General features: G+C 71.1%; 14 protein-coding genes. 6 read left to right on the top strand and 8 right to left on the bottom strand.

Annotated features, from left to right (window positions below):
• Positions 1-23: 23 nt before the first annotated feature.
• A complete protein-coding gene (locus ACPEH0_RS05600) occupies positions 24-1,241 on the bottom strand; it encodes a pyridoxal phosphate-dependent aminotransferase (RefSeq protein WP_311285420.1) in 1,218 nt (405 codons plus the stop codon).
• A 62-nt stretch (positions 1,242-1,303) separates the two neighbouring features.
• A complete protein-coding gene (map, locus tag ACPEH0_RS05595) occupies positions 1,304-2,077 on the bottom strand; it encodes a type I methionyl aminopeptidase (protein WP_366213855.1) in 774 nt (257 codons plus the stop codon).
• Positions 2,078-2,164: 87 nt separating this feature from the next.
• Here map and ACPEH0_RS05590 point away from each other — a divergent pair, with 87 nt between their 5' ends.
• Positions 2,165-3,955 (top strand): DEAD/DEAH box helicase, encoded by a 1,791-nt coding sequence (locus ACPEH0_RS05590; protein WP_217530759.1) that lies wholly within the window; start codon positions 2,165-2,167, stop codon positions 3,953-3,955.
• Positions 3,956-4,112: 157 nt separating this feature from the next.
• Here ACPEH0_RS05590 and ACPEH0_RS05585 read toward each other — a convergent pair whose 3' ends face one another.
• Positions 4,113-5,924 carry a glycoside hydrolase family 2 protein gene (locus tag ACPEH0_RS05585; protein WP_366213856.1) on the bottom strand — a complete coding sequence of 604 codons (1,812 nt, stop codon included), beginning with the start codon at positions 5,922-5,924 and terminating at the stop codon, positions 4,113-4,115.
• Between the two features lie 51 nt (positions 5,925-5,975).
• A complete protein-coding gene (locus tag ACPEH0_RS05580) occupies positions 5,976-6,995 on the bottom strand; it encodes a LacI family DNA-binding transcriptional regulator (RefSeq protein WP_366213857.1) in 1,020 nt (339 codons plus the stop codon).
• Between the two features lie 159 nt (positions 6,996-7,154).
• Here ACPEH0_RS05580 and ACPEH0_RS05575 point away from each other — a divergent pair, with 159 nt between their 5' ends.
• Genes ACPEH0_RS05575 through ACPEH0_RS05560 form a run of 4 tightly spaced genes read left to right on the top strand, consistent with a single transcriptional unit; the run spans position 7,155 to position 11,275 of the window.
• A complete protein-coding gene (locus ACPEH0_RS05575) occupies positions 7,155-8,456 on the top strand; it encodes an ABC transporter substrate-binding protein (protein WP_217530765.1) in 1,302 nt (433 codons plus the stop codon).
• Positions 8,446-9,423, top strand: coding sequence for a carbohydrate ABC transporter permease (locus ACPEH0_RS05570; protein ID WP_217530767.1), 978 nt, complete (start codon positions 8,446-8,448; stop codon positions 9,421-9,423). The genes ACPEH0_RS05575 and ACPEH0_RS05570 overlap by 11 nt, the downstream gene beginning before the upstream one ends.
• On the top strand, positions 9,420-10,304 hold the full coding sequence (locus ACPEH0_RS05565) for a carbohydrate ABC transporter permease (protein WP_366213859.1): 885 nt from the start codon (positions 9,420-9,422) through the stop codon (positions 10,302-10,304). The genes ACPEH0_RS05570 and ACPEH0_RS05565 overlap by 4 nt, the downstream gene beginning before the upstream one ends.
• Positions 10,301-11,275: a glycoside hydrolase family 43 protein gene (locus tag ACPEH0_RS05560; RefSeq protein WP_217530771.1), complete on the top strand. Its 975-nt coding sequence runs from the start codon at positions 10,301-10,303 to the stop codon at positions 11,273-11,275. Before ACPEH0_RS05565 ends, ACPEH0_RS05560 begins: the two co-directional genes overlap by 4 nt.
• A 112-nt stretch (positions 11,276-11,387) precedes the next feature.
• On the opposite strand, the gene aceB is transcribed toward ACPEH0_RS05560, so the two are convergent.
• Positions 11,388-13,040 (bottom strand): malate synthase A, encoded by a 1,653-nt coding sequence (gene aceB, locus ACPEH0_RS05555; RefSeq protein WP_366213860.1) that lies wholly within the window; start codon positions 13,038-13,040, stop codon positions 11,388-11,390.
• A 42-nt stretch (positions 13,041-13,082) separates the two neighbouring features.
• Positions 13,083-14,399, bottom strand: a complete 1,317-nt coding sequence (gene aceA, locus ACPEH0_RS05550) for an isocitrate lyase (RefSeq protein WP_217530774.1) — start codon at positions 14,397-14,399, stop codon at positions 13,083-13,085.
• 122 nt (positions 14,400-14,521) lie between these two features.
• Here aceA and ACPEH0_RS05545 point away from each other — a divergent pair, with 122 nt between their 5' ends.
• A complete protein-coding gene (locus ACPEH0_RS05545; RefSeq protein WP_217530776.1) occupies positions 14,522-16,000 on the top strand; it encodes a helix-turn-helix domain-containing protein in 1,479 nt (492 codons plus the stop codon).
• Between the two features lie 18 nt (positions 16,001-16,018).
• Here the strand turns inward: ACPEH0_RS05545 and ACPEH0_RS05540 are convergent, their stop codons facing one another.
• Both ACPEH0_RS05540 and ACPEH0_RS05535 read right to left on the bottom strand, forming a co-directional pair.
• Entirely contained in the window at positions 16,019-16,702 is a 684-nt protein-coding gene (locus ACPEH0_RS05540) for an endonuclease domain-containing protein (protein WP_366213861.1), read from the bottom strand.
• Positions 16,703-17,058: 356 nt separating this feature from the next.
• Positions 17,059-18,591 carry a PucR family transcriptional regulator gene (locus ACPEH0_RS05535; RefSeq protein ID WP_366213862.1) on the bottom strand — a complete coding sequence of 511 codons (1,533 nt, stop codon included), beginning with the start codon at positions 18,589-18,591 and terminating at the stop codon, positions 17,059-17,061.
• Positions 18,592-18,671: the final 80 nt, after the last annotated feature.

Genomic DNA, 18,671 nt, shown 5'->3' with positions numbered 1-18,671 from the left:
GGTCGTCGGCCGGCGGGTGCGCGTCAGCCGAAGAGGCGCTGCAGGCGCTGGACGCCCTCGAGCAGCTGCTCCTCGCCGAGCGCGTACGACAGGCGCAGGTAGCCGGACGGGCCGAAGGCCTCGCCCGGGACGACGGCGACCTCGGCGCGCTCGAGGATGTAGTCCGCCAGCTCGAGCGACGTGTCGATGCGCACACCGTCCCACTCGCGCCCCAGCAGTCCCGTGACGTCCGGGTAGACGTAGAACGCGCCGAGCGGGTTCGGCACCGTGACGCCGGGGATCTTCGCGAGCTCCGAGACGATCAGTCCGCGACGGCGGTCGAAGGCCTGGCGCATCTTCTCGGCCTCGTCCTGCGGGCCGGTGAGGGCGGCGAGGGCCGCGCGCTGCGCGATGTTGTTGACGTTCGAGCTGAGGTGCGACTGCAGGTTGCCGGCGACCTTGATCGCGGCGGCGGGGCCCACCATCCAGCCCACGCGCCAGCCGGTCATGGCGTACGTCTTCGCGACGCCGTTGACGAGGATCGTCTGGCCGGCGAGCTCGGGCACGGCCTCCACGATCGACACCGCGCGAGCGCCTTCGTAGACGAGGTTCTGGTAGATCTCGTCGCTGATGACCCAGATGCCGTGGGCGAGGGCCCACTCGCCGATCGCCTTCGTCTCGTCGGCGGTGTAGACGGCGCCCGTCGGGTTCGACGGCGACACGAACACGAGCGCGGTCGTCTTGTCGGTGCGCGCGGCCTCGAGCTGGTCGACGGTGACCTTGTACTCCTGGTCGGCGCCGGCGAACACCTCGACGGGAACACCGTCGGCCAGGGCGATCGCCTCGGGGTAGGTGGTCCAGTACGGCGCGGGCAGCAGCACCTCGTCGCCCGGGTTCACGACCGCCTGGAAGGCCTGGTAGACGGCCTGCTTGCCGCCGTTGGTGACGATCACCTGCGAGGGGGCGACCTCCAGCCCCGAGTCGCGCAGCGTCTTCGCGGCGATCGCCTCACGCAGCACGGGCAGGCCGGCCGCGGGGGTGTACCGGAAGTTGGCGGGGTCACGCAGCGCCTCGGCCGCGGCATCCACCACGAACTGCGGGGTCGCGAAATCGGGCTCGCCGGCCGCGTACGAGACCACCGGTCGTCCCGCGGCCTGCAGCGCCTTCGCCTTCGCGTCGACCTTCAGGGTCGCGGACTCGGCGATCGCGCTGAGCTTCGTGGAGACGGCGGGCGTGCGGGGGGCGGCAGCGTGTTCGGTCACCCTCCGAGCGTACCGTCGGGCGCGTTGTCGCGGGATGCCGACCGGCACCCTGTCCGGCCGGTTCAGCGCGTCGGGCGCGTCAGGATCTCGTTGCCGGATTCGAGGATCGCGACCGTGTGCTCGGTGTGGGCGGTCCGGCATCCGGTCGCGCTGCGCAGCGTCCAGCCGTCCTCGTCGACCTTCAGCTCGTCGGTGTCGACCATGACCCACGGCTCGATCGCGAGCATGAGTCCGGGGCGCAGGCGGTACCCGCGGCCGGCGCGGCCGATGTTCGAGACGTGCGGGTCCTGGTGCATCGTCGTGCCGATGCCGTGCCCGCCGAACTCGGTGTTCACGGGGTAGCCGGCGCCGGTCAGCACGTCGCCGATCGCGGCGGAGATGTCACCGATGCGCGCGCCCGGCTGGGCGGCTTCGATGCCGGCGGCGAGGGCCTCCTCGGTCGCACGGATGAGGGCATCGTTCTCGGCGTGGGGCGCGCCGCCGACGGTGAAGCTGATCGCGGCATCGGCGGCGACCCCGCCCGTCTTGATCGCGAGGTCCAGCGTCAGCAGGTCACCGGCGGCGACACGCTGGTCCCGCGGACGGCCGTGCAGCACGGCGTCGTTGACGGCGGTGCAGATGTAATGGCCGAACGGGCCGCGGCCGAACGACGGCGCGTAGTCGACGTAGCAGGACTCGGCGCCGGCGTCGAGGATCATGTCCTTCGCCCATGCATCGATCTCGAGCAGGTTCGTGCCCGGCTTCACGCGCTCCTTGATGCCGTGCAGGATGTCGCCGACGAGGCCGCCCGTCGTGCGGGCGCGGTCGATCTGGTCGGGGGTGAGGATCTCGATCACGAGGCAGTCCGTTCCGGTCGTCAGGCGCGACCTCTCATCCTACGCCCGCCCGGATGGTTCCCAGCCCGGCTCCACTACGGTGGATAGGTGAGTGACCCCCAGACCCCGACCGAGCCCGCAGACACCCCCGCCCTCCCCGGCTTCGACGAGCTGGGCCTCACCGGTCCCGTCCTCGCCGCCATCAAAGACCTCGGCTACGAGACGCCCTCCGCGATCCAGGCCGCGACCATCCCCGTCCTTCTCGGCGGCCGCGACGTCGTCGGCATGGCCCAGACCGGCACCGGCAAGACCGCCGCGTTCGCACTGCCGATCATGGAGAACCTCGACCTGACGCAGAAGACGCCGCAAGCACTCGTCCTGGCCCCGACCCGTGAGCTCGCGCTCCAGGTGTGCGAAGCGTTCGAGTCCTACGCCGCGCGCATGAAGGGCGTCCACGTCCTCCCCGTCTACGGCGGTCAGGGCTACGGCGTGCAGCTGTCGGCGCTCCGTCGCGGCGTGCACATCGTCGTCGGCACGCCCGGTCGCATCATGGACCACCTCGAGAAGGGCACCCTCGACCTCTCGGCGCTGAAGAACCTCGTCCTCGACGAGGCCGACGAGATGCTGAAGATGGGCTTCGCCGAGGACGTCGAGCAGATCCTCGCGCAGACGCCCGCTGAGAAGCAGGTCGCGCTGTTCTCGGCGACCATGCCGGCATCCATCCGCCGTCTCGCGCAGCAGTACCTGCGCGACCCGGAGGAGATCACGGTCAAGACCAAGACCTCCACGAACACGAACATCACGCAGCGGTATCTGATCGTGTCGTACCAGCAGAAGGTCGACGCCCTCACCCGCATCCTCGAGGTCGAGGACTTCGACGGGATGATCATCTTCGTCCGCACGAAGAACGAGACCGAGACCCTCGCCGAGAAGCTCCGCGCCCGCGGGTTCAGCGCCGCCCCCATCAACGGCGACATCCCGCAGCCGCAGCGCGAGCGCAGCATCCAGCAGCTGAAGGACGGCAAACTCGACATCCTCGTCGCGACCGACGTCGCCGCGCGCGGCCTCGACGTGGAGCGCATCAGCCACGTCGTGAACTTCGACATCCCGACCGACACCGAGTCGTACGTGCACCGCATCGGCCGCACCGGTCGCGCCGGCCGCACCGGCGACGCGATCAGCTTCGTCACCCCGCGCGAGCGCTACCTGCTCGCCCACATCGAGCGCGCGACGCGTCAGGCGCCCACGCAGATGCAGCTGCCGACGACCGAGGACATCAACTCGACCCGTCTCGCGCGCTTCGACGATGCGATCACCGCCGCGCTGGGCGAGACCGACCGCATCGCCGGCTTCCGTGACGTCATCGCGCACTACGTCCGCAACCACGACGTGCCCGAGCAGGATGTCGCCGCCGCGCTCGCCGTCGTGGCGCAGGGCGAGACACCGCTGCTGCTCGACCCCGAGCGCGACGAACTCGCGAAGGCGGTCGCCGCCGACGCCGAGCGCGGCACGCGCAAGGACCGTCCGGCGCGCGCCGACGGCCCCCGGGAGCGTCGCGGCAAGGGCGACTTCACGACGTACCGCATCGCGGTCGGGCGCCGGCAGCGCGTCGAGCCGCGTCAGATCGTCGGCGCCCTCGCCAACGAGGGCGGCCTGGGCCGCGACGACTTCGGGGCCATCACCATCCGCCCCGACTTCTCGCTCGTCGAGCTGCCGACGTCGATGGATGCCTCCGTGCTCGAACGCCTCAAGGGCACCCGCATCTCGGGGCAGCTCATCGAGATCCGTCCTGACCGCGGCCGCCCCGGCGGAGAGCGCCCGAAGCGATCCTTCGACGACCGCCCCAAGCGCTCGTACGACGACCGGCCCGAGCGCAAGCCGCGCCACAGCCGCGACTGACGGCATCCGCTCTCGTTCGCGTCCGCACCGCGGCGTTCGCGGATGCGATGGATCCGGCGCGACACGCTGACCCTTGAGGCGCGCACGCGGCGTGTCGGCTCGGATCCATTGCATCGGTTGACGCGCCCGGCGGCACGGCCGGGCCGAGCGGATGCCGCTACCCGGCCGGCTCGCCCGTGATCGCCGCGCGGATCCGGTCGATCGGGATCTTCGGGGTGCGGTCGGCGGTGACGAGCCCGTTCGTCTCCTGCAGGGTGTCGGTCAGCTGCGTGTAGCAGAAGCCCGCCAGGGCTTCGCTGGCGCGCACGGCATCCATCAGTCCGGTGAGCCGCTCGTCGAAGTCCTCAGCGGATGCGGCCGCGGAGTACCCCCACGCGCCGTCGGCCGACGCGGTGTCGAACGAGATGCCGCCGAACTCGGTCAGCATCACCGGTGCGCCGTCGACGTCGCCGCTGAGGATCAGCCTGCGCCCCGCGGGGCCGACGCCGTCGACGAGACGCCGGACGTCGGCATCCGTCGCGTAGCGCTGCCGCACCACCTCGGGGCGCCACTCATAGTCGTGGATCGCGACGATGTCGGTGTCGACCTGCTCCCAGCCGTCGTTCGAGACGACCGGCCGTGTCGGGTCGAGCGCCTTGGTCAGCGCCACGAGCGAGCGCGCGAAGTGCTGCATCCGCTCATCCGAGGCGATGTGCTGCACGCCCCAGCTCTCGTTGAGCGGTACCCAGGTCACGATCGAGGGGTGCGAGACGTCGCGGCGGACGACCTCGAGCCACTCCCGCGTGGTCCGCTCGACCGACTTCGTCGTGAAGGTGAACGTCGCGGGCGCTTCGCCCCACACGAGCAGCCCGAGCGAGTCGGCCGCGAACAGGAACCGCGGATCCTCGAATTTCTGGTGGACGCGCGCGGCGTTGAACCCGAGCGACTTGATCAGCTCGACCTCGTCGCGCAGCGCCGACGCCGAGCGGGCGGCCAGGTGCGTGTCCGGCCAGTAGCCCTGGCTGAGCACCGAGCGGACGAAGTACGGCCGATCGTTCAGCCAGAAGCGGCCGCGGCCGACGTCGGCGGTGCGGATGCCGAGGTACGACGCGACGGTGTCGTCGCCGATCCGCACGTCGGCGTCGATCAGGCGCGGGTGCTCGGGTGACCAGAGGAGCTCCTCGTACGCCTGCCCGTTGCCGAGCGCTCCGACGGGGAGGATGACCGACACCTCGTCGGCCGCGGCGACCGTGCGGACGGCGGCCAGAGGACGCCCCTCGAAGGAGATCTCCACCTCGATGTCGACGGCTCCCGCGGGCGTCGCCGACAGTTCGATGTCGGCGCGGACGACGCCCGCACGGGGGTCGGCGGTCCACCGCAGCGCGGTGACGTGCACGGGCGGCACGCTCTCGAGCCACACCGGCTGCCAGATGCCCGAGGTGCGGTGGTACCAGATGACGTGCGGGTCCTCGCGCCAGTCCTGCTTGCCTCGGGGCTGGGCGATGTCGTACGGGTCGTCTTCGACGCGCACGACGATCTGCGCGCCCGGCGCGGCGGACTCGGTGACATCGAGCGTGAAGGGCGTGTGACCGCCCTCGTGCGCTCCGACGCGCATCCCGCCGATCCACACGTCGCAGCGGTAGTCGACGGCGCCGAAGTGCAGCAGCAGGCGCCGGCCGCCCGCATGCCCTGCCGCGGCGAGGTCGGCGGGCGTCAGCTCCCGCGAGTACCAGACGACACGGTGGGAGCCCGTGTCGCCGACCCCCGAGGCGGCTGACTCCGGCGGGTAGGGGACCACGATTTCCCGTTCGGACACCCCCGAGGCGGGCCAGCCCGCGGCGATGCCGCGATCGTCGTCGTCGTGCGCGAACGACCAGACGCCGCTGAGGTCGGTCCAGGTCGGACGGATCATCTGCGGGCGGGGGTGGCTGCCGTCCTGCGCGCTCGCGCGCAGCGGACCGTGGTCGTCGTCGATCATGGCGTCCAGCATGCCTCAGGTTGTGCAGCGCTGTAAACCTGCAATGCCGAGGGATGTTGCGCGTCAGCTGCGGGCTGCGCGCGGGGCGCTCTCGCGCACCGCGATACGGTGCGGCGCGATCTCGTGCCGTCCCACGCCGTCGTACCCGCCGATGCGCTCGAGGAGGAGTGCCATGGCGCGGACGAAGAGGGCGTCGACGTCCGGGCTGACGCTCGTGAGGCTCGGGAAGGTGACGGCGCTCAGCCGCGTGTCGTCCCACCCGGTGACGGCGACGTCCTCGGGGACCCGGATGCCGCGCTCCTGCAGGGCCCGCAGCGTCCCGAGGGCGGCGAGATCGTCGCGGCAGACGATGGCGTCGACCTCCCAGCCGCCCGCCAGCGCGGTGCGCACCGCGGCCGCGGTGTCGGTGGCGTCGATGGATGCCGTGGCCACCAGCATCCGCGGATCCGCTGTGATCCCCGCCCCGGTCAGCGCCTCCTGGTACCCCAGCAGCCGCAGGCGGGAGGTCTCGCTGAGCGCCGTGGACTCGTGTCCGACGAACCCGATCCGGCGCCGCCCGAGGGCGAGCAGGTGCTCGGTGATCTCGCGGGCTGCGGCCACGTTGTCGATCATGACGTGGTCCATCGTGAGCGGCGCCGGGGTCTCGCCGAGGAGGACGATCGGGATCTCCGAGCGATGCCTCGCGATCTCGGCGGCACTCATCCGGGAGGGTTGGAACAGCATCCCGTCGACGAGGCCCGCCTCGGAGCTCGCGATGAGCGCGCGTTCGCCGTCGATCGTCGCGTCCGTCTCCTCGAGGAGCACGCGGTAGTCGAAGTCCGGTGCGCGACGCGAGGCGACGTGGGCCAGCTCGGCGAAGTAGGGGATGGCGACGTCGGCGAAGGCGACGGCGATGAGGCCGGTCCGGCCGGTGGCAAGGCGGCGGGCCGAGACGTTCGGTCGGTAGCCCAGCTCGTCGATCGCCCGCTGCACCTTCTCGCGCATGGCCGCCGACACATGCGGGTAGTCGCGGACGACGTTCGAGACGGTCTTCATCGAGACGCCGGCGCGTTCGGCGACGTCCTGCAGGCGCGGTCCTCGCATGAGGCTTCCTCCAAGGGTTCGCGGGACAGAGTACAGCGCCGAACGTGCGGGGCGTCGCCGACCCCGTTGACAGTCAATTTCCAGCGCTGTACATTCGACCGCACCCACCACAGCGCGCTCAGGCGACTGAGCAGGGCGTACTCAAAGGAGAGCAATCACATGACTACGCGACTCACGCGGGGCCTCGGTCTCGGCGTCGCGGCGGCCCTGGCCGTCACACTCAGCGCCTGCGGCGCGTCCGGATCCGGCGAGGGAGGGGTGTCGGGCGAGGACTACGACGGTCCTGCCGTCGAGGTCACCTTCTGGCACGGCTGGACGGGCGGTGCGGCGCCGACGATCGTGCCGAAGCTCATCGACCAGTTCAACGCCGAGCACGAGAACATCACGGTCAAGAACGTCCCCCAGGAGTGGGCCGACATCGCCTCGAAGATGCCGCTGGCGGTGAAGGCCGGCAAGGGCCCCGACGTCGCGGTCCTCCACGGCGACGACCTCGCCACCTATGCTGCCCAGAACCTGCTGCAGCCCGCCGACGAGATCATCGACGGACTCGGCTACGGCGAGGACGACTTCCCGCCGGACGTGTTCGAGATGGGCGACTTCCGCGACGCCCAGTACGCCGTCCCGTGGAGCGTGACGCCCCTCGGCCTGTTCGCGAACAAGGACGTCATGGCCAAGGCCGACCTCACCGAGATCCCGACCGACCGCGAGGGGTATCTCGACGCGCTCGAGAAGCTGAAGCAGGCCGGTGTCCAGGGGGAGTGGGTCGACGGCTACGTCTTCACCGGCACGTTCGAGTTCCAGAGTCTGCTGTGGCAGTTCGGCGGAGACCTCTACAACGACGACGTCACCGAGGCGACCTTCAACTCGGATGCCGGTGTCGAGGCGCTCACCTGGATGACCGATCTCGTCGACAAGGGCTACAGTCCGAAGAACGTCGCCCAGGACGGCAACATCAAGGCGCTCCTGGCCGGCGACACCGCGTTCAACTGGAACGGCGTCTGGCAGACCACCAACACCGCCTTCGGCGACCTCGAGTGGGAAGCGGCGCCGGTCCCGCAGATCGGCGACGAGAAGGCCGTCTGGTCGAGCTCGACCCACTGGGTCTTCCCCGCCAACAAGGGCCAGGACGAGGACAAGACCGCGGCCGCGGCGACCTTCGTGAAGTGGATGAACGACAATTCCGCCGGATGGGCGGAGACCGGGGAGCTCCCCGCCGCGAACACGGTCCGCGAGGACCCGGCGATCCTCGAGGACTACCCCAACCTCGAGCCGTTCATGGAGGAGCTGGAGTACGCGCACTACGAGACGGTCTCGCCCGGCATCAACGAGGCCAACGCCCTCATCACCACCGCCATCAACGAGGCGCTGACGGGCAAGAAGTCGCCGCAGCAGGCCCTCGACGACGCGAAGGCGAAGGCCGACGCCATCATCGAGCAGAACCAGCAGAAGTATGGCGATTGACCTCGCCGCCAAGACGGCCGTCCCGGCCGACCGCTCCGGCGGTCGGCCGGGCGGTCGCGCCGGGCGCCCCGCGCGCCGGCGTCGGACGCTCATCGCCTACCTGTTCCTGGCGCCGTTCCTGGTGCTGTTCGTCACCTTCGTCATCGTCCCGGCTGTGTTCGGGGTCTGGATCAGCCTGACGAACTGGAGCCCGTTCCGCGACAGCCAGGACTTCATCGGGCTGAAGAACTACCTCGACCTCTTCACGCCCGGGTCGACGACCTCGGCGGACTTCTGGAACGCGATGCGCGCGACGGGGCTCTTCGTCGTGCTGAGCGTCCCGTTCCTCGTCGTGATCCCGCTCTTCATCGCGGTCCTGCTGAACCGCAGGCTGCGGGGTGCGACGTTCTTCCGCACCGTCTTCTTCGCGCCCTACGTCCTGGGCGTCGCGATCGTCGGTGTCATCTGGAGCTACGTCTTCGACACGCAGTCCGGCATCCTGAACCATCTGCTGAGCCTGCTGGGGCTCCCAGGCGACACGCCCTGGGTGGTGGACACGCCGTGGGTCTGGGTGTCGTTGGTCGGCGTGACGGTGTGGTGGACCGCGGGACTGAACACCGTGATCTTCCTCGCCGGGCTCAAGGGCATCAACACCGACCTCTACGAGGCCGCCGCTCTCGACGGCGCGGGCGCCGCACGCACCTTCTTCAGCGTGACGCTCCCGGGTCTGCGTCCCGTCATGCTCTTCATCACGACCACGACGATCCTCGCGTCGGCGAACATGTTCGGGCAGTCGTTCCTGCTGACCAACGGCGGGCCGGGCAACGAGACGCGCACCGCGATCATGTACATCGCCGATCAAGGGCTCTCGCAGAACAACATGGCCCCGGCATCCGCCATGAGCTACGTCCTGTTCGCGTTCCTCGCGATCATCAGCGTCGTCAACTTCCGTCTGCAGCGCGAGCGCAGCGAGAAAGCCGCCTCATGACCGACACCGCCGTCCGTCCCGCCCCGCCCCAGGCTCCTGGCGAGCACCGCCGCCGACCGCCGCGGCGTCCCGGGAACATCGTCGTCTACGCCATCCTCGGCGCGCTCGCGCTGGTCGTCATCTTCCCGCTGGTGTGGATGCTGCTCACGTCGGTGAAAACCGATGCGGATGCCGTCCGCAACCCCTACGCGCTGCCCGACCCGGCCTCGCTCGAGGCTTACCAGACGCTGCTGCTGAGCGGGCAGCAGCCGATCTTCCTGTGGCTGTGGAACAGCTTCGCCGCGGCGACGCTGCAGACGGTGCTCATCCTCGTGACCGCCTCGATGGCGGCATACGCGCTCGCGCGCCTCGAGTTCGCGGGACGGAACGTCGTCTTCGGGCTGATCATCGCGACGCTGCTCGTGCCGCCGGTCGTCTTCCTCATCCCGAACTACCTCATCGTCGAGAACTTCGGCTGGCTCGACACCGTCCTCGCGATCACCGTTCCGGGCGCGGCCAGCGCCTTCGGCGTGTTCTTCCTGCGGCAGTTCTTCCTCGGTGTCCCGGTCGAGATCGAGGAGGCGGCCCGCATCGACGGAGCGGGGGAGTTCCGCATCTTCTTCCAGGTGGCGCTCCCGCTGGCGAAGCCGGCGCTCGCGACACTCGCGGTGCTGTCGTTCCTGGGCAACTGGAACGACTTCCTGTGGCCGGTGTACGTGCTGCTGTCGCCCGAGAACATGACGCTGCAGCCGGGCCTCGCCATGCTGCAGGGCGCGTATCGCACGCACTTCGGCATCGTGATGGCGGGTGCGGCGATCGCGTCGATCCCGGTGCTCGTCCTCTTCGCCTTCGCGCAGCGCCAGATCGTGGACTCCGTCGCCGGGGCGGCGGTCAAGGGATGAGGCGCGCCGCGGCACTGATTGCCGTCCTGCTCGCGGGCGTCGCCGGGGCGGTGGGATGCGGCGCCGCGGAACCGGCGGCGTCGCCGGCGGCATCCGCGCCGGCATCCGCCGCCTTCGTGCTCGACGAGGACTTCCCCGATCCGGACGTGGTGTCGACGGATGCCGGGTACGTCGCCTTTGCGACCGGAAGCCACGGGCTCAACATCCGCGTGGCGACATCTCCCGATCTCGACGCATGGACCGTCGAGCGACGCGATGCGCTGCCGACCCTGCCGGCGTGGGCGTCGCCCGGGCGGACCTGGGCACCCGAGGTGACGGCCCTCGGCGACGGCTACGTCATGTATGTGACGGCCGAGCACACCGCCTCCGGGCGGCAGTGCATCGGTGTCGCGACCGCGGCGACGCTCGACGATGCGTTCACCCCGGCATCCGACGAACCCTTGGTGTGCCCCGTCGACGACGGCGGTGCGATCGACGCCGCCACCTTCGACGACGAGAGCGGCACGCGCTTTCTGCTGTGGAAGACCGACGGCAACTGCTGCGCCCTGCCGACCCGCATCATGATGGCGCCGCTGACCGCGGACGGTCTGTCGCTGGACGGCGACGCGGTGGAGCTGCTGCGGCAGGATCAGGCGTGGGAGGGGACGCTCGTCGAAGCTCCGACGCTCGTGGCCCGGGACGGCGGGTACGCCCTCCTCTACTCCGCCAACGACTACGGCGGGGATGCGTACGCCGTCGGCGCCGCGTGGTCGGCCGAGCTGGAGGGGCCGTACGAGAAGCAGTCCGAGCCGATCCTGTCGACCGCCGGCAGCGACGGTGCCTTCCGAGGACCGGGCGGACAGGACGTGGTGCCCACCCGCCACGGCGACGTGCTCGTCTTCCATGGCTGGGACGAGCAGTACATCTATCGCGGACTCCACACCGCCTCGATCCGGCTCGAAGCCGGCGAGGTGACGGTCGATCTCGACTGACGCACGCGTGCGAGATTGCAATGGATGCCGCGCGACACGCCGCCCGCGGTGGGTCGCGGGCGGCGTGTCGGCGGGGATCTGTTGCAATCCGTGACGGGTGGATGCCGGGGGCTCAGTCCTCCACGAGGAAGCGCGCGTACGCGCCGAGCGTGAGGAATGTCGGGAAGTCGGCTCCGAGGGCGACCTCGCGGAACACCTCCGCCGCGTCGTCGAACCGGTCCCGGTCGTGGCGGGGGACCTCGTCCAGCACCTGCGCGATGAGGCCCTCGACGTACTCGCGGGTGATGCGGGTGCCGTCCTCGGTCGTGCGGTCCTGATGGATCCACTGCCAGATCTGCGACCGGCTGATCTCGGCGGTCGCGGCGTCTTCCATCAGTCCGTCGATCGCGACGGCGCCGATGCCCCGCAACCACGCCTCGATGTAGCGGATGCCGACCGACACGTTGCCGTGGACGCCCTCCGCCGTGATGGGCAGCCCGATGTGGCAGTCGATGAGCTGCGCGGGGGTCACGGCGACGTCCTCGCGGAGCCGGTCGACCTGGTTCGGCCGCTCGCCGAGCACGGCGTCGAACTCGGCCTGCGCCACCGGGATCAGGTCGGGGTGCGCGACCCACGTGCCGTCGAAGCCGTCGCCCGCCTCGCGCCGCTTGTCGGCGGCCACCTTCTCGAACGCGGTGCGCGTCGCGCCCTCGTCGCGGCGGTTCGGGATGAAGGCGCTCATGCCGCCGATCGCGAACGCGCCCCGCTTGTGGCAGGTCTGCACGAGCAGCTCGGTGTAGGCGCGCATGAAGGGGACCGTCATCGTCACCTGGCTGCGGTCGGGCAGGACGAAGCGCGCGCCGCGCCCCCGGTAGTTCTTGATCATCGAGAAGATGTAGTCCCACCGCCCGGCGTTCAGGCCTGCGGCGTGGTCGCGCAGTTCGAACAGGATCTCCTCCATCTCGAACGCCGCCGGCAGCGTCTCGATCAGCACCGTCGCCCGGATCGTCCCGTGCGGGATCCCGAGGAACCGCTCGCTGAAGGTGAAGACGTCGTCCCACAGCTTCGCCTCCTCGGCCGACTCGATCTTCGGCAGGTAGAAGTAGGGGCCGCGACCGTCGGCGATCAGGCGCTCGGCGTTGTGGAAGAAGTAGAGACCGAAGTCGACGAGCGAACCGGATGCCGCGAGGGTCCGCCCGTGCCGGTCGGTGACGTCGAGGTGCTTCTCCATCAGATGCCAGCCGCGCGGGCGCATCACGATCGTCGGCGTCCGCTCGGCGGTGACCTCGTAGACCTTGCCCTCGGGGCTCGTGTACCGCAGCTCGCCGCGGATCGCGTCGCGCAGCGACAGCTGCCCCTCGATGACGTTGCGCCAGGTCGGGCTCGTGGCGTCCTCCTGGTCGGCGAGCCAGACCCGCGCACCGGAGTTCAGCGCGTTGATCGTCATCTTCGGGTCGGTGGGGCCGGTGATCTCGACGCGGCGGTCCTCGAGGCCTGGGCCGGCGCCGGCCACCCGCCAGTCCGGGTCCTCGCGGATGTGTGCCGTGTCGGAGCGGAACGTCGGGTCCTGACCGTTGCCGATCTCGAAGCGCCGCCGCATCCGGTCGGCGAGGCGGTCGTGGCGTCGCCCGCCGAAGCGCTCGTGCAGCTGCGCGACGAAGTCGAGGGCTGCGGGGGTGAGGATCTCGTCGTAGCGCTCGCGGAGCGGTCCGCGGATCGTGAGCGTCGTGGTCGTGGTCGTGGTCGTGGTCGTGGTCGTCGGGGGAGGGGTGTCGATGAGGGTCATGTCGTACTCCTGAGGAAGGGGATGCCGGGGCATCCGGTCATGTCAGTGGAACTGCGCCGTCTCGGTCGATCCGACCAGGGCGAGGGTGGCGCTGTCGGGGTTGAGCGCCGTGGACACGAGGTCGAAGTAGCCGGTTCCGGCTTCCCGCTGGTGCTTGGTGGCGGTGTAGCCGTCCTTCTCGGCGGCGAACTCCGCCTCCTGCAGGGCCACGTAGGCGGTCATGCCGCTCTCGGCGTAGCCCTTCGCGAGATCGAACATCGAGTGGTTGAGGGCGTGGAAGCCCGCGAGGGTGATGAACTGGAACGCGTAGCCCAGCTCGCCGAGGTCGCGCTGGAAGGTCGCGATCTGCGCATCGTCGAGGTGGCGCTTCCAGTTGAAGCTCGGCGAGCAGTTGTAGGCGAGCAGCTTGCCCGGGAAGCGCTCGTGGATCGCCTCGGCGAAGGCGCGGGCCAGCTCGATGTCGGGCTCGCCGGTCTCGACCCACAGCAGGTCCGCGTACGGCGCGAAGGCGAGACCGCGGCTGATGACAGCCTCGAGCCCCGGCCGCACCCGGTAGAACCCCTCGCTCGTGCGCTCGCCGGTCGTGAACTCCTGGTCGCGCGGGTCGACGTCGCTCGTGAGCAGGTCGGCGGCGAGGGCGTCGGTGCGAGCGATGATGACGGTCGGCACGCCCGCGACGTCCGCGGCGAGGCGTGCCGCGTTCAGAGTGCGGATGTGCTGCTGCGTCGGCACGAGCACCTTGCCGCCGAGGTGGCCGCACTTCTTCTCACTCGCCAGTTGGTCCTCCCAGTGGATGCCGGCGGCCCCCGCCTGGATCATCGACAGCGCCAGCTCGTAGGCGTTGAGGGGTCCGCCGAAACCGGCTTCGGCGTCGGCGACGATCGGGGCGAGCCAGTCGCGCGTCGCGCCGCCCTCGGCGTGCTCGATCTGGTCCTGCCGCGCGAGTGCGTTGTTGATCCGTCGGACCACCGAGGGCACCGAGTTGGCGGGGTAGAGGCTCTGGTCGGGGTAGGTGTGCCCTGCCAGATTGCCGTCGGCGGCGACCTGCCACCCCGAGAGGTAGATCGCCCTGAGGCCGGCGCGCACCTGCTGCACGGCCTGGCCGCCCGTGTAGGCGCCGAGCGCGTTGATGTAGTCCTCGGTGTGCAGCAGGTTCCAGAGGTTCTCGGCGCCGCGCCGGGCGAGAGTCGCCTCTTCTCGGACGGAGCCGCGCAGGCGGATGACGTCCTCGGCGGAGTACGTGCGTTCGATGCCGTCCCAGCGCGGGTCGGCATCCCACTCGGCCTGCAGTTCGGCCGCGGTCTGGGTCTGGTCGCCGGCGCGCATCGGCTGGGCCGAGGGGGTGGTGGGGAAGGTCATGGCATCCTCCTGAGGGGTCGAGGCGGGTCGTGACACCACTGTGCGAGAAGAAGCGGGCCCCCGGTCAAGGTTTTCGAGGTGAAGATTGCGCGTTCTTCTGCTCTCGTGACACACTCCCGGACATGACGATCGATGAAGATCGGGCGGATGCGGCATCCGACCCTCTCTCGACGGCGCCCGACGCGCTCAGCATCGGCCGCCGGATCCGCCAGGTGCGCACCGCTCGCGGCATGACGCTCGACGAGCTCGCCGCCGCCGTCTCGCGGGCACCGAGCCAGCTCTCGATGATCGAGACGGGCAAGCGCGAGCCGAAACTCTCGCTGCTGCAGGCGATCGCCCGCGCGCTCGGCACGACGATCGACGCGCTCCTCGCCGCCGAACCGCTCGACGAGCGCGCGATCCTCGAGATCTCCCTCGAGCGCGCCATGAAGGGGCCGACGTTCCAGGCCCTCGGCATCCCGCCGTTCCGCATCGGCAAGTCGGTGCCCGACGGCGTGCTCGAGACGCTGCTCGCCCTGCACGGCGAGATCGAGCGGCTGAACGACGAGCGCTCGGCGACCCCCGAAGAGGCTCGGCGCGCGAACGTCGAACTGCGGCATCTGATGCGCCGGCAGGACAACTACTTCGGCGACCTCGAAGCGCACGCCGAGCGCATCCTCGCCGCCGTCGACCACCCCGGCGGGCCGCTCACCCAGCGCACCGCGTCCGAGATCGCCGCGCACCTCGGCTACTCGCTGCACTACGTGTCGGACCTGCCAGCATCGACCCGATCGGTCGCCGACAACCGCACCGGCCGGCTCTACCTCTCGAGCAGCATCCCGGGGCGCGGGGATTCGCGCACGCCCGTGCTGCAGGCGCTCGCCGGTCGGATCCTCGGGCACGCCGAGCCGCGGTCGTACGCGGAATTCCTGCGGCAGCGGGTCGAAACGAACTACCTGGTCGGGGCGCTCATGGTGCCCGAGTCGCACGCCGCGGCGTTCCTGCAGGACGCCAAGTCGCGCCGGGCGATCTCCATCGAGGACCTCCGCGATGCATACTCCGTCTCGTATGAGACCGCCGCGCACCGCTTCACCAACCTCGCGACGCGGCATCTCGGCATCCCGGTGCACTTTCTGAAGGTGCACGAGTCGGGGACGATCACGAAGGCGTACGAGAACGACGACGTGAACTTCCCCGCCGACCGGTTCGGCTCGATCGAGGGGCAGCTGTGCTGCCGGCGGTGGACGAGCCGCGTCGTCTTCGACATCCCCGACAAGTTCAACCCGTACTACCAGTACACCGACACCGGCAACGGCACGTACTGGTGCACCGCGCGGGTGGAACCCTCGAGCGACGGCGCCCACTCGGTGAGCGTCGGCGTGCGCTTCGACGACACGAAGTGGTTCATCGGCCGCGAGACCCCGAACCGCGGGGTGTCGCGCCACGGCGTCGAGGTCTGCTGCCGCCGTCCCCCCACCGAACTCGAACGCACGTGGCGCGACCAGGCCTGGCCGAACGTCCGGACGCCGCGCACCCTGCTCGCGACCCTCCCCACCGGGGCCTTCCCCGGCGTCGACACGACCGATCTGTACGAGTTCCTCGAGGCGCACGCGCCGGAGTGAGGCCGCCGCCGGCTCGCGTCAGGGGCGGTCGCGGTGGATGCCGGCGGCCACCAGCCCGTCGATGGCGGCGCGCACCGTGTCTCCGTCGTGCACGATCGTCGCGTCCTCGAACCGGAGCGTGACGTACCCCCAGGCGGCGGCATTCGCGTCGCGCAGCAGATCGGGGTGCCGAGCGCTCCCCGAGGCGTGGTGCTCCGCCCCGTCGGCCTCGATGATCACGCGATCGCCGAGCAGGAAATCGACCCGACCGACCCCCGTGACGTCGACCTGGGCGCGCAGGGAGACCCCGACGTCCCGCAGTCGCCAGCGCAGAAGCGACTCGGGACCGCTCTCCGAGTCCTCGCCGGCCACATCCAGCGCCTCGCGGGCATCGTCCCCGCAGGTGCGCTGCAGCCACGCGCGGCCCTCGGGCGTCAGCATCCCGAGATGCAGCGCCGACTCGACCGCCACGAAGAACTCCTCGACACCGCGGCAGAGCCAGATCTGCCGGAGGATGCGGGGAACGGATGCCGCGGCGAGCCGCCCGCGCGACGGCGCCGCATCCCAGTGGTCGACGCACCGGCATCCGTCATGGGGAAGGCGGTGGCGGTCGGCGCGCAGCCAGACATGCGTTTCCGTCGTGGGGGCGAGGGTCCACAAGCCCAGATGGCGCGCCGCGCTGACGCAGCCGAGGACACCGCCGTGCGCGGCGGCGTCCCTCACGGCCCTGCACGTTCCGCGGGCGGCATACGTCCCGCGGGGCACCCGGGCGATCGATCCGGACCGCGCCGCGGCTGCGATCGCGGAGCGGCGCAGCCCCGATCGCCGGAGGTCCGCTGTCGTCATCAGCCCCGCACCGTCGTCGCACACGACGGCACCCTCTCGCGGACCCCGCCGCAGCTGCCTGCCCGGCCCGGGGATCCGTGGACCCCGGGCGCGGTGCCGCGCCGGTGGAGGGGTCCTTGACCGAACAGCGGAGATCCGCCGCGACACGCCGTTCGGGCCGCCCCTGTGCCCGGCGTGTCGCGGGAATCTCCGCCGTTCGGCACGGCACGGTGCGGCACGGCACGCCCCCGGCCTTACCCCCCGAGCTGCAGCGCCGCCCACAGCTCGGCGCGCCCGGCGAACGACGAGAGGTCCACGCCGAGCACGCGTTCCGCGGCGGCGAGGCGCGTGCGCACGGTGTGGCGGTGCACACCGAGCGCGGATGCGGCGCCGTCGTTCGACCCGTCGGCGGCCACCCACGCGCGCAGGGTCTGTTCGAGCCGGCCGCCCTGCTCGCGGTCGTGCCGGCGCAGCGGCTCGAGGAATGCGGCGGCCACCGTCGGCGCGGTCCCCGCCGACAGCGCCGACAGGATGCCGCCGGCCTGCACCTCCGCGAATCCCATCACGCCCGCGCCCCCGGCGCGTCCGCGCGCCACGCGGGCCTGGTCCAGCGCCTTCGCGAAGCCGGCGTAGGGCGTCGGATCCGACACCCCCAGCCGCGCGTCGAAGCGTTCGGCGAACTCGTCGAGGACCGGTGACGCGGATGCCGGGACCACGATCACGACGTCGACGTCGACGCTCCCGAAGAACAGCCCGCCGTGGCGCTCCTCGGCGCGCAGCTCCAGCAGGTCGAGCAGTGCGTCCGCGCGGCGACCGGCGGCATCCGTCACCGCCACGACGACCGGCGCGGGCGGCAGGGGGCCCCAGACGTCCCTTGAGATCTGCCGGGCGAGGGCCGGATCCCCGGTGAGGAGCGAGCGCACCATCCCCGAGCGCAGCGCCTTGCGCGCCCGCGACAGTCGCTGGTGCTGCTCGAGGGCGAGCCCCGCCATCGCGATCACCGCGGTGACGACGTCGCGCCCGGCGCGGTCGAGCTCGCCGGCGGCGATCGCGAGGACGCCGCGCAGCTCGCCGCCGCGCCCGAGGGTCTGCAGCGTGAAGGCGGCGGCGTCCGAGTGCAGCGACGAGCCGGCGCGCGCACCGCGCCGCAGCACCGCGCCGACCTCGGCGCGCAGGGTGTCCGCCGCCGTGGGCGAGAGCGCGCCGGCGGGGTGTTCTCGGACGAGCTCGCCGGCGGCGTCGTACATCCCGACCCACGTGTCGAGCTGCTTGGCGAGCTCGGCGATCGTCGCGTCGAGCCCGTCGGGGCGGAGCGCCGCGAGGGCGAGGGCGCGCTGCGCCGACAGCGCCCACGTGCGCCGTGCGTAGGCCTGCGCGGCGACGGCTTCGGCGTTGGCGCGGGCGACGGCGATGAAGGGTGTGCTGTAGGGGACCTCGAACAGGGGGAGCCCGGCGGCCCGGCACGCCGCCGCGAGGTCGGGCGGGATGCCGTCGCGCACCACCTCCGTGCCGAAACCGAGCGCCGCCACGCCGCGGTCCACGAGCCGCCGGACGTACGCGTCGAAGGGGTAGTCGCCGTCGGTCGGGAACTGGGTGCCGGTCGTCAGGAGGACGAGGTCCTCGGCGAGGAACGGGGTCGGATCGTCGAGGTCGGAGCTGTGCACCCACCGGGTCGGTCGGTCGAGCGCCCCCGGCCGGAAGTTCGACTCGTCAGCGGCGAGGCGGAGGGCCAGCTCGCGGCGAGAGAGCAGCGCCCGCAGGGTCGGCTCGGCCTCGCGCGTGACCATGTCGCTTCCTCCGGCGTGTACACGATGTACACCTCTGCGTTGAGGATAGACGCAACGGCGAGTGACCGCTCGCCCGCGCC

Source organism: Microbacterium sp. NPDC079356, assembly GCF_049545465.1.
GTDB classification, from domain to species: Bacteria; Actinomycetota; Actinomycetes; order Actinomycetales; family Microbacteriaceae; genus Microbacterium; species Microbacterium gawkjiense.
The sequence above is the reverse complement of the archived record's forward strand: the minus strand, read 5'-3'. Positions and strand labels throughout refer to the sequence as shown.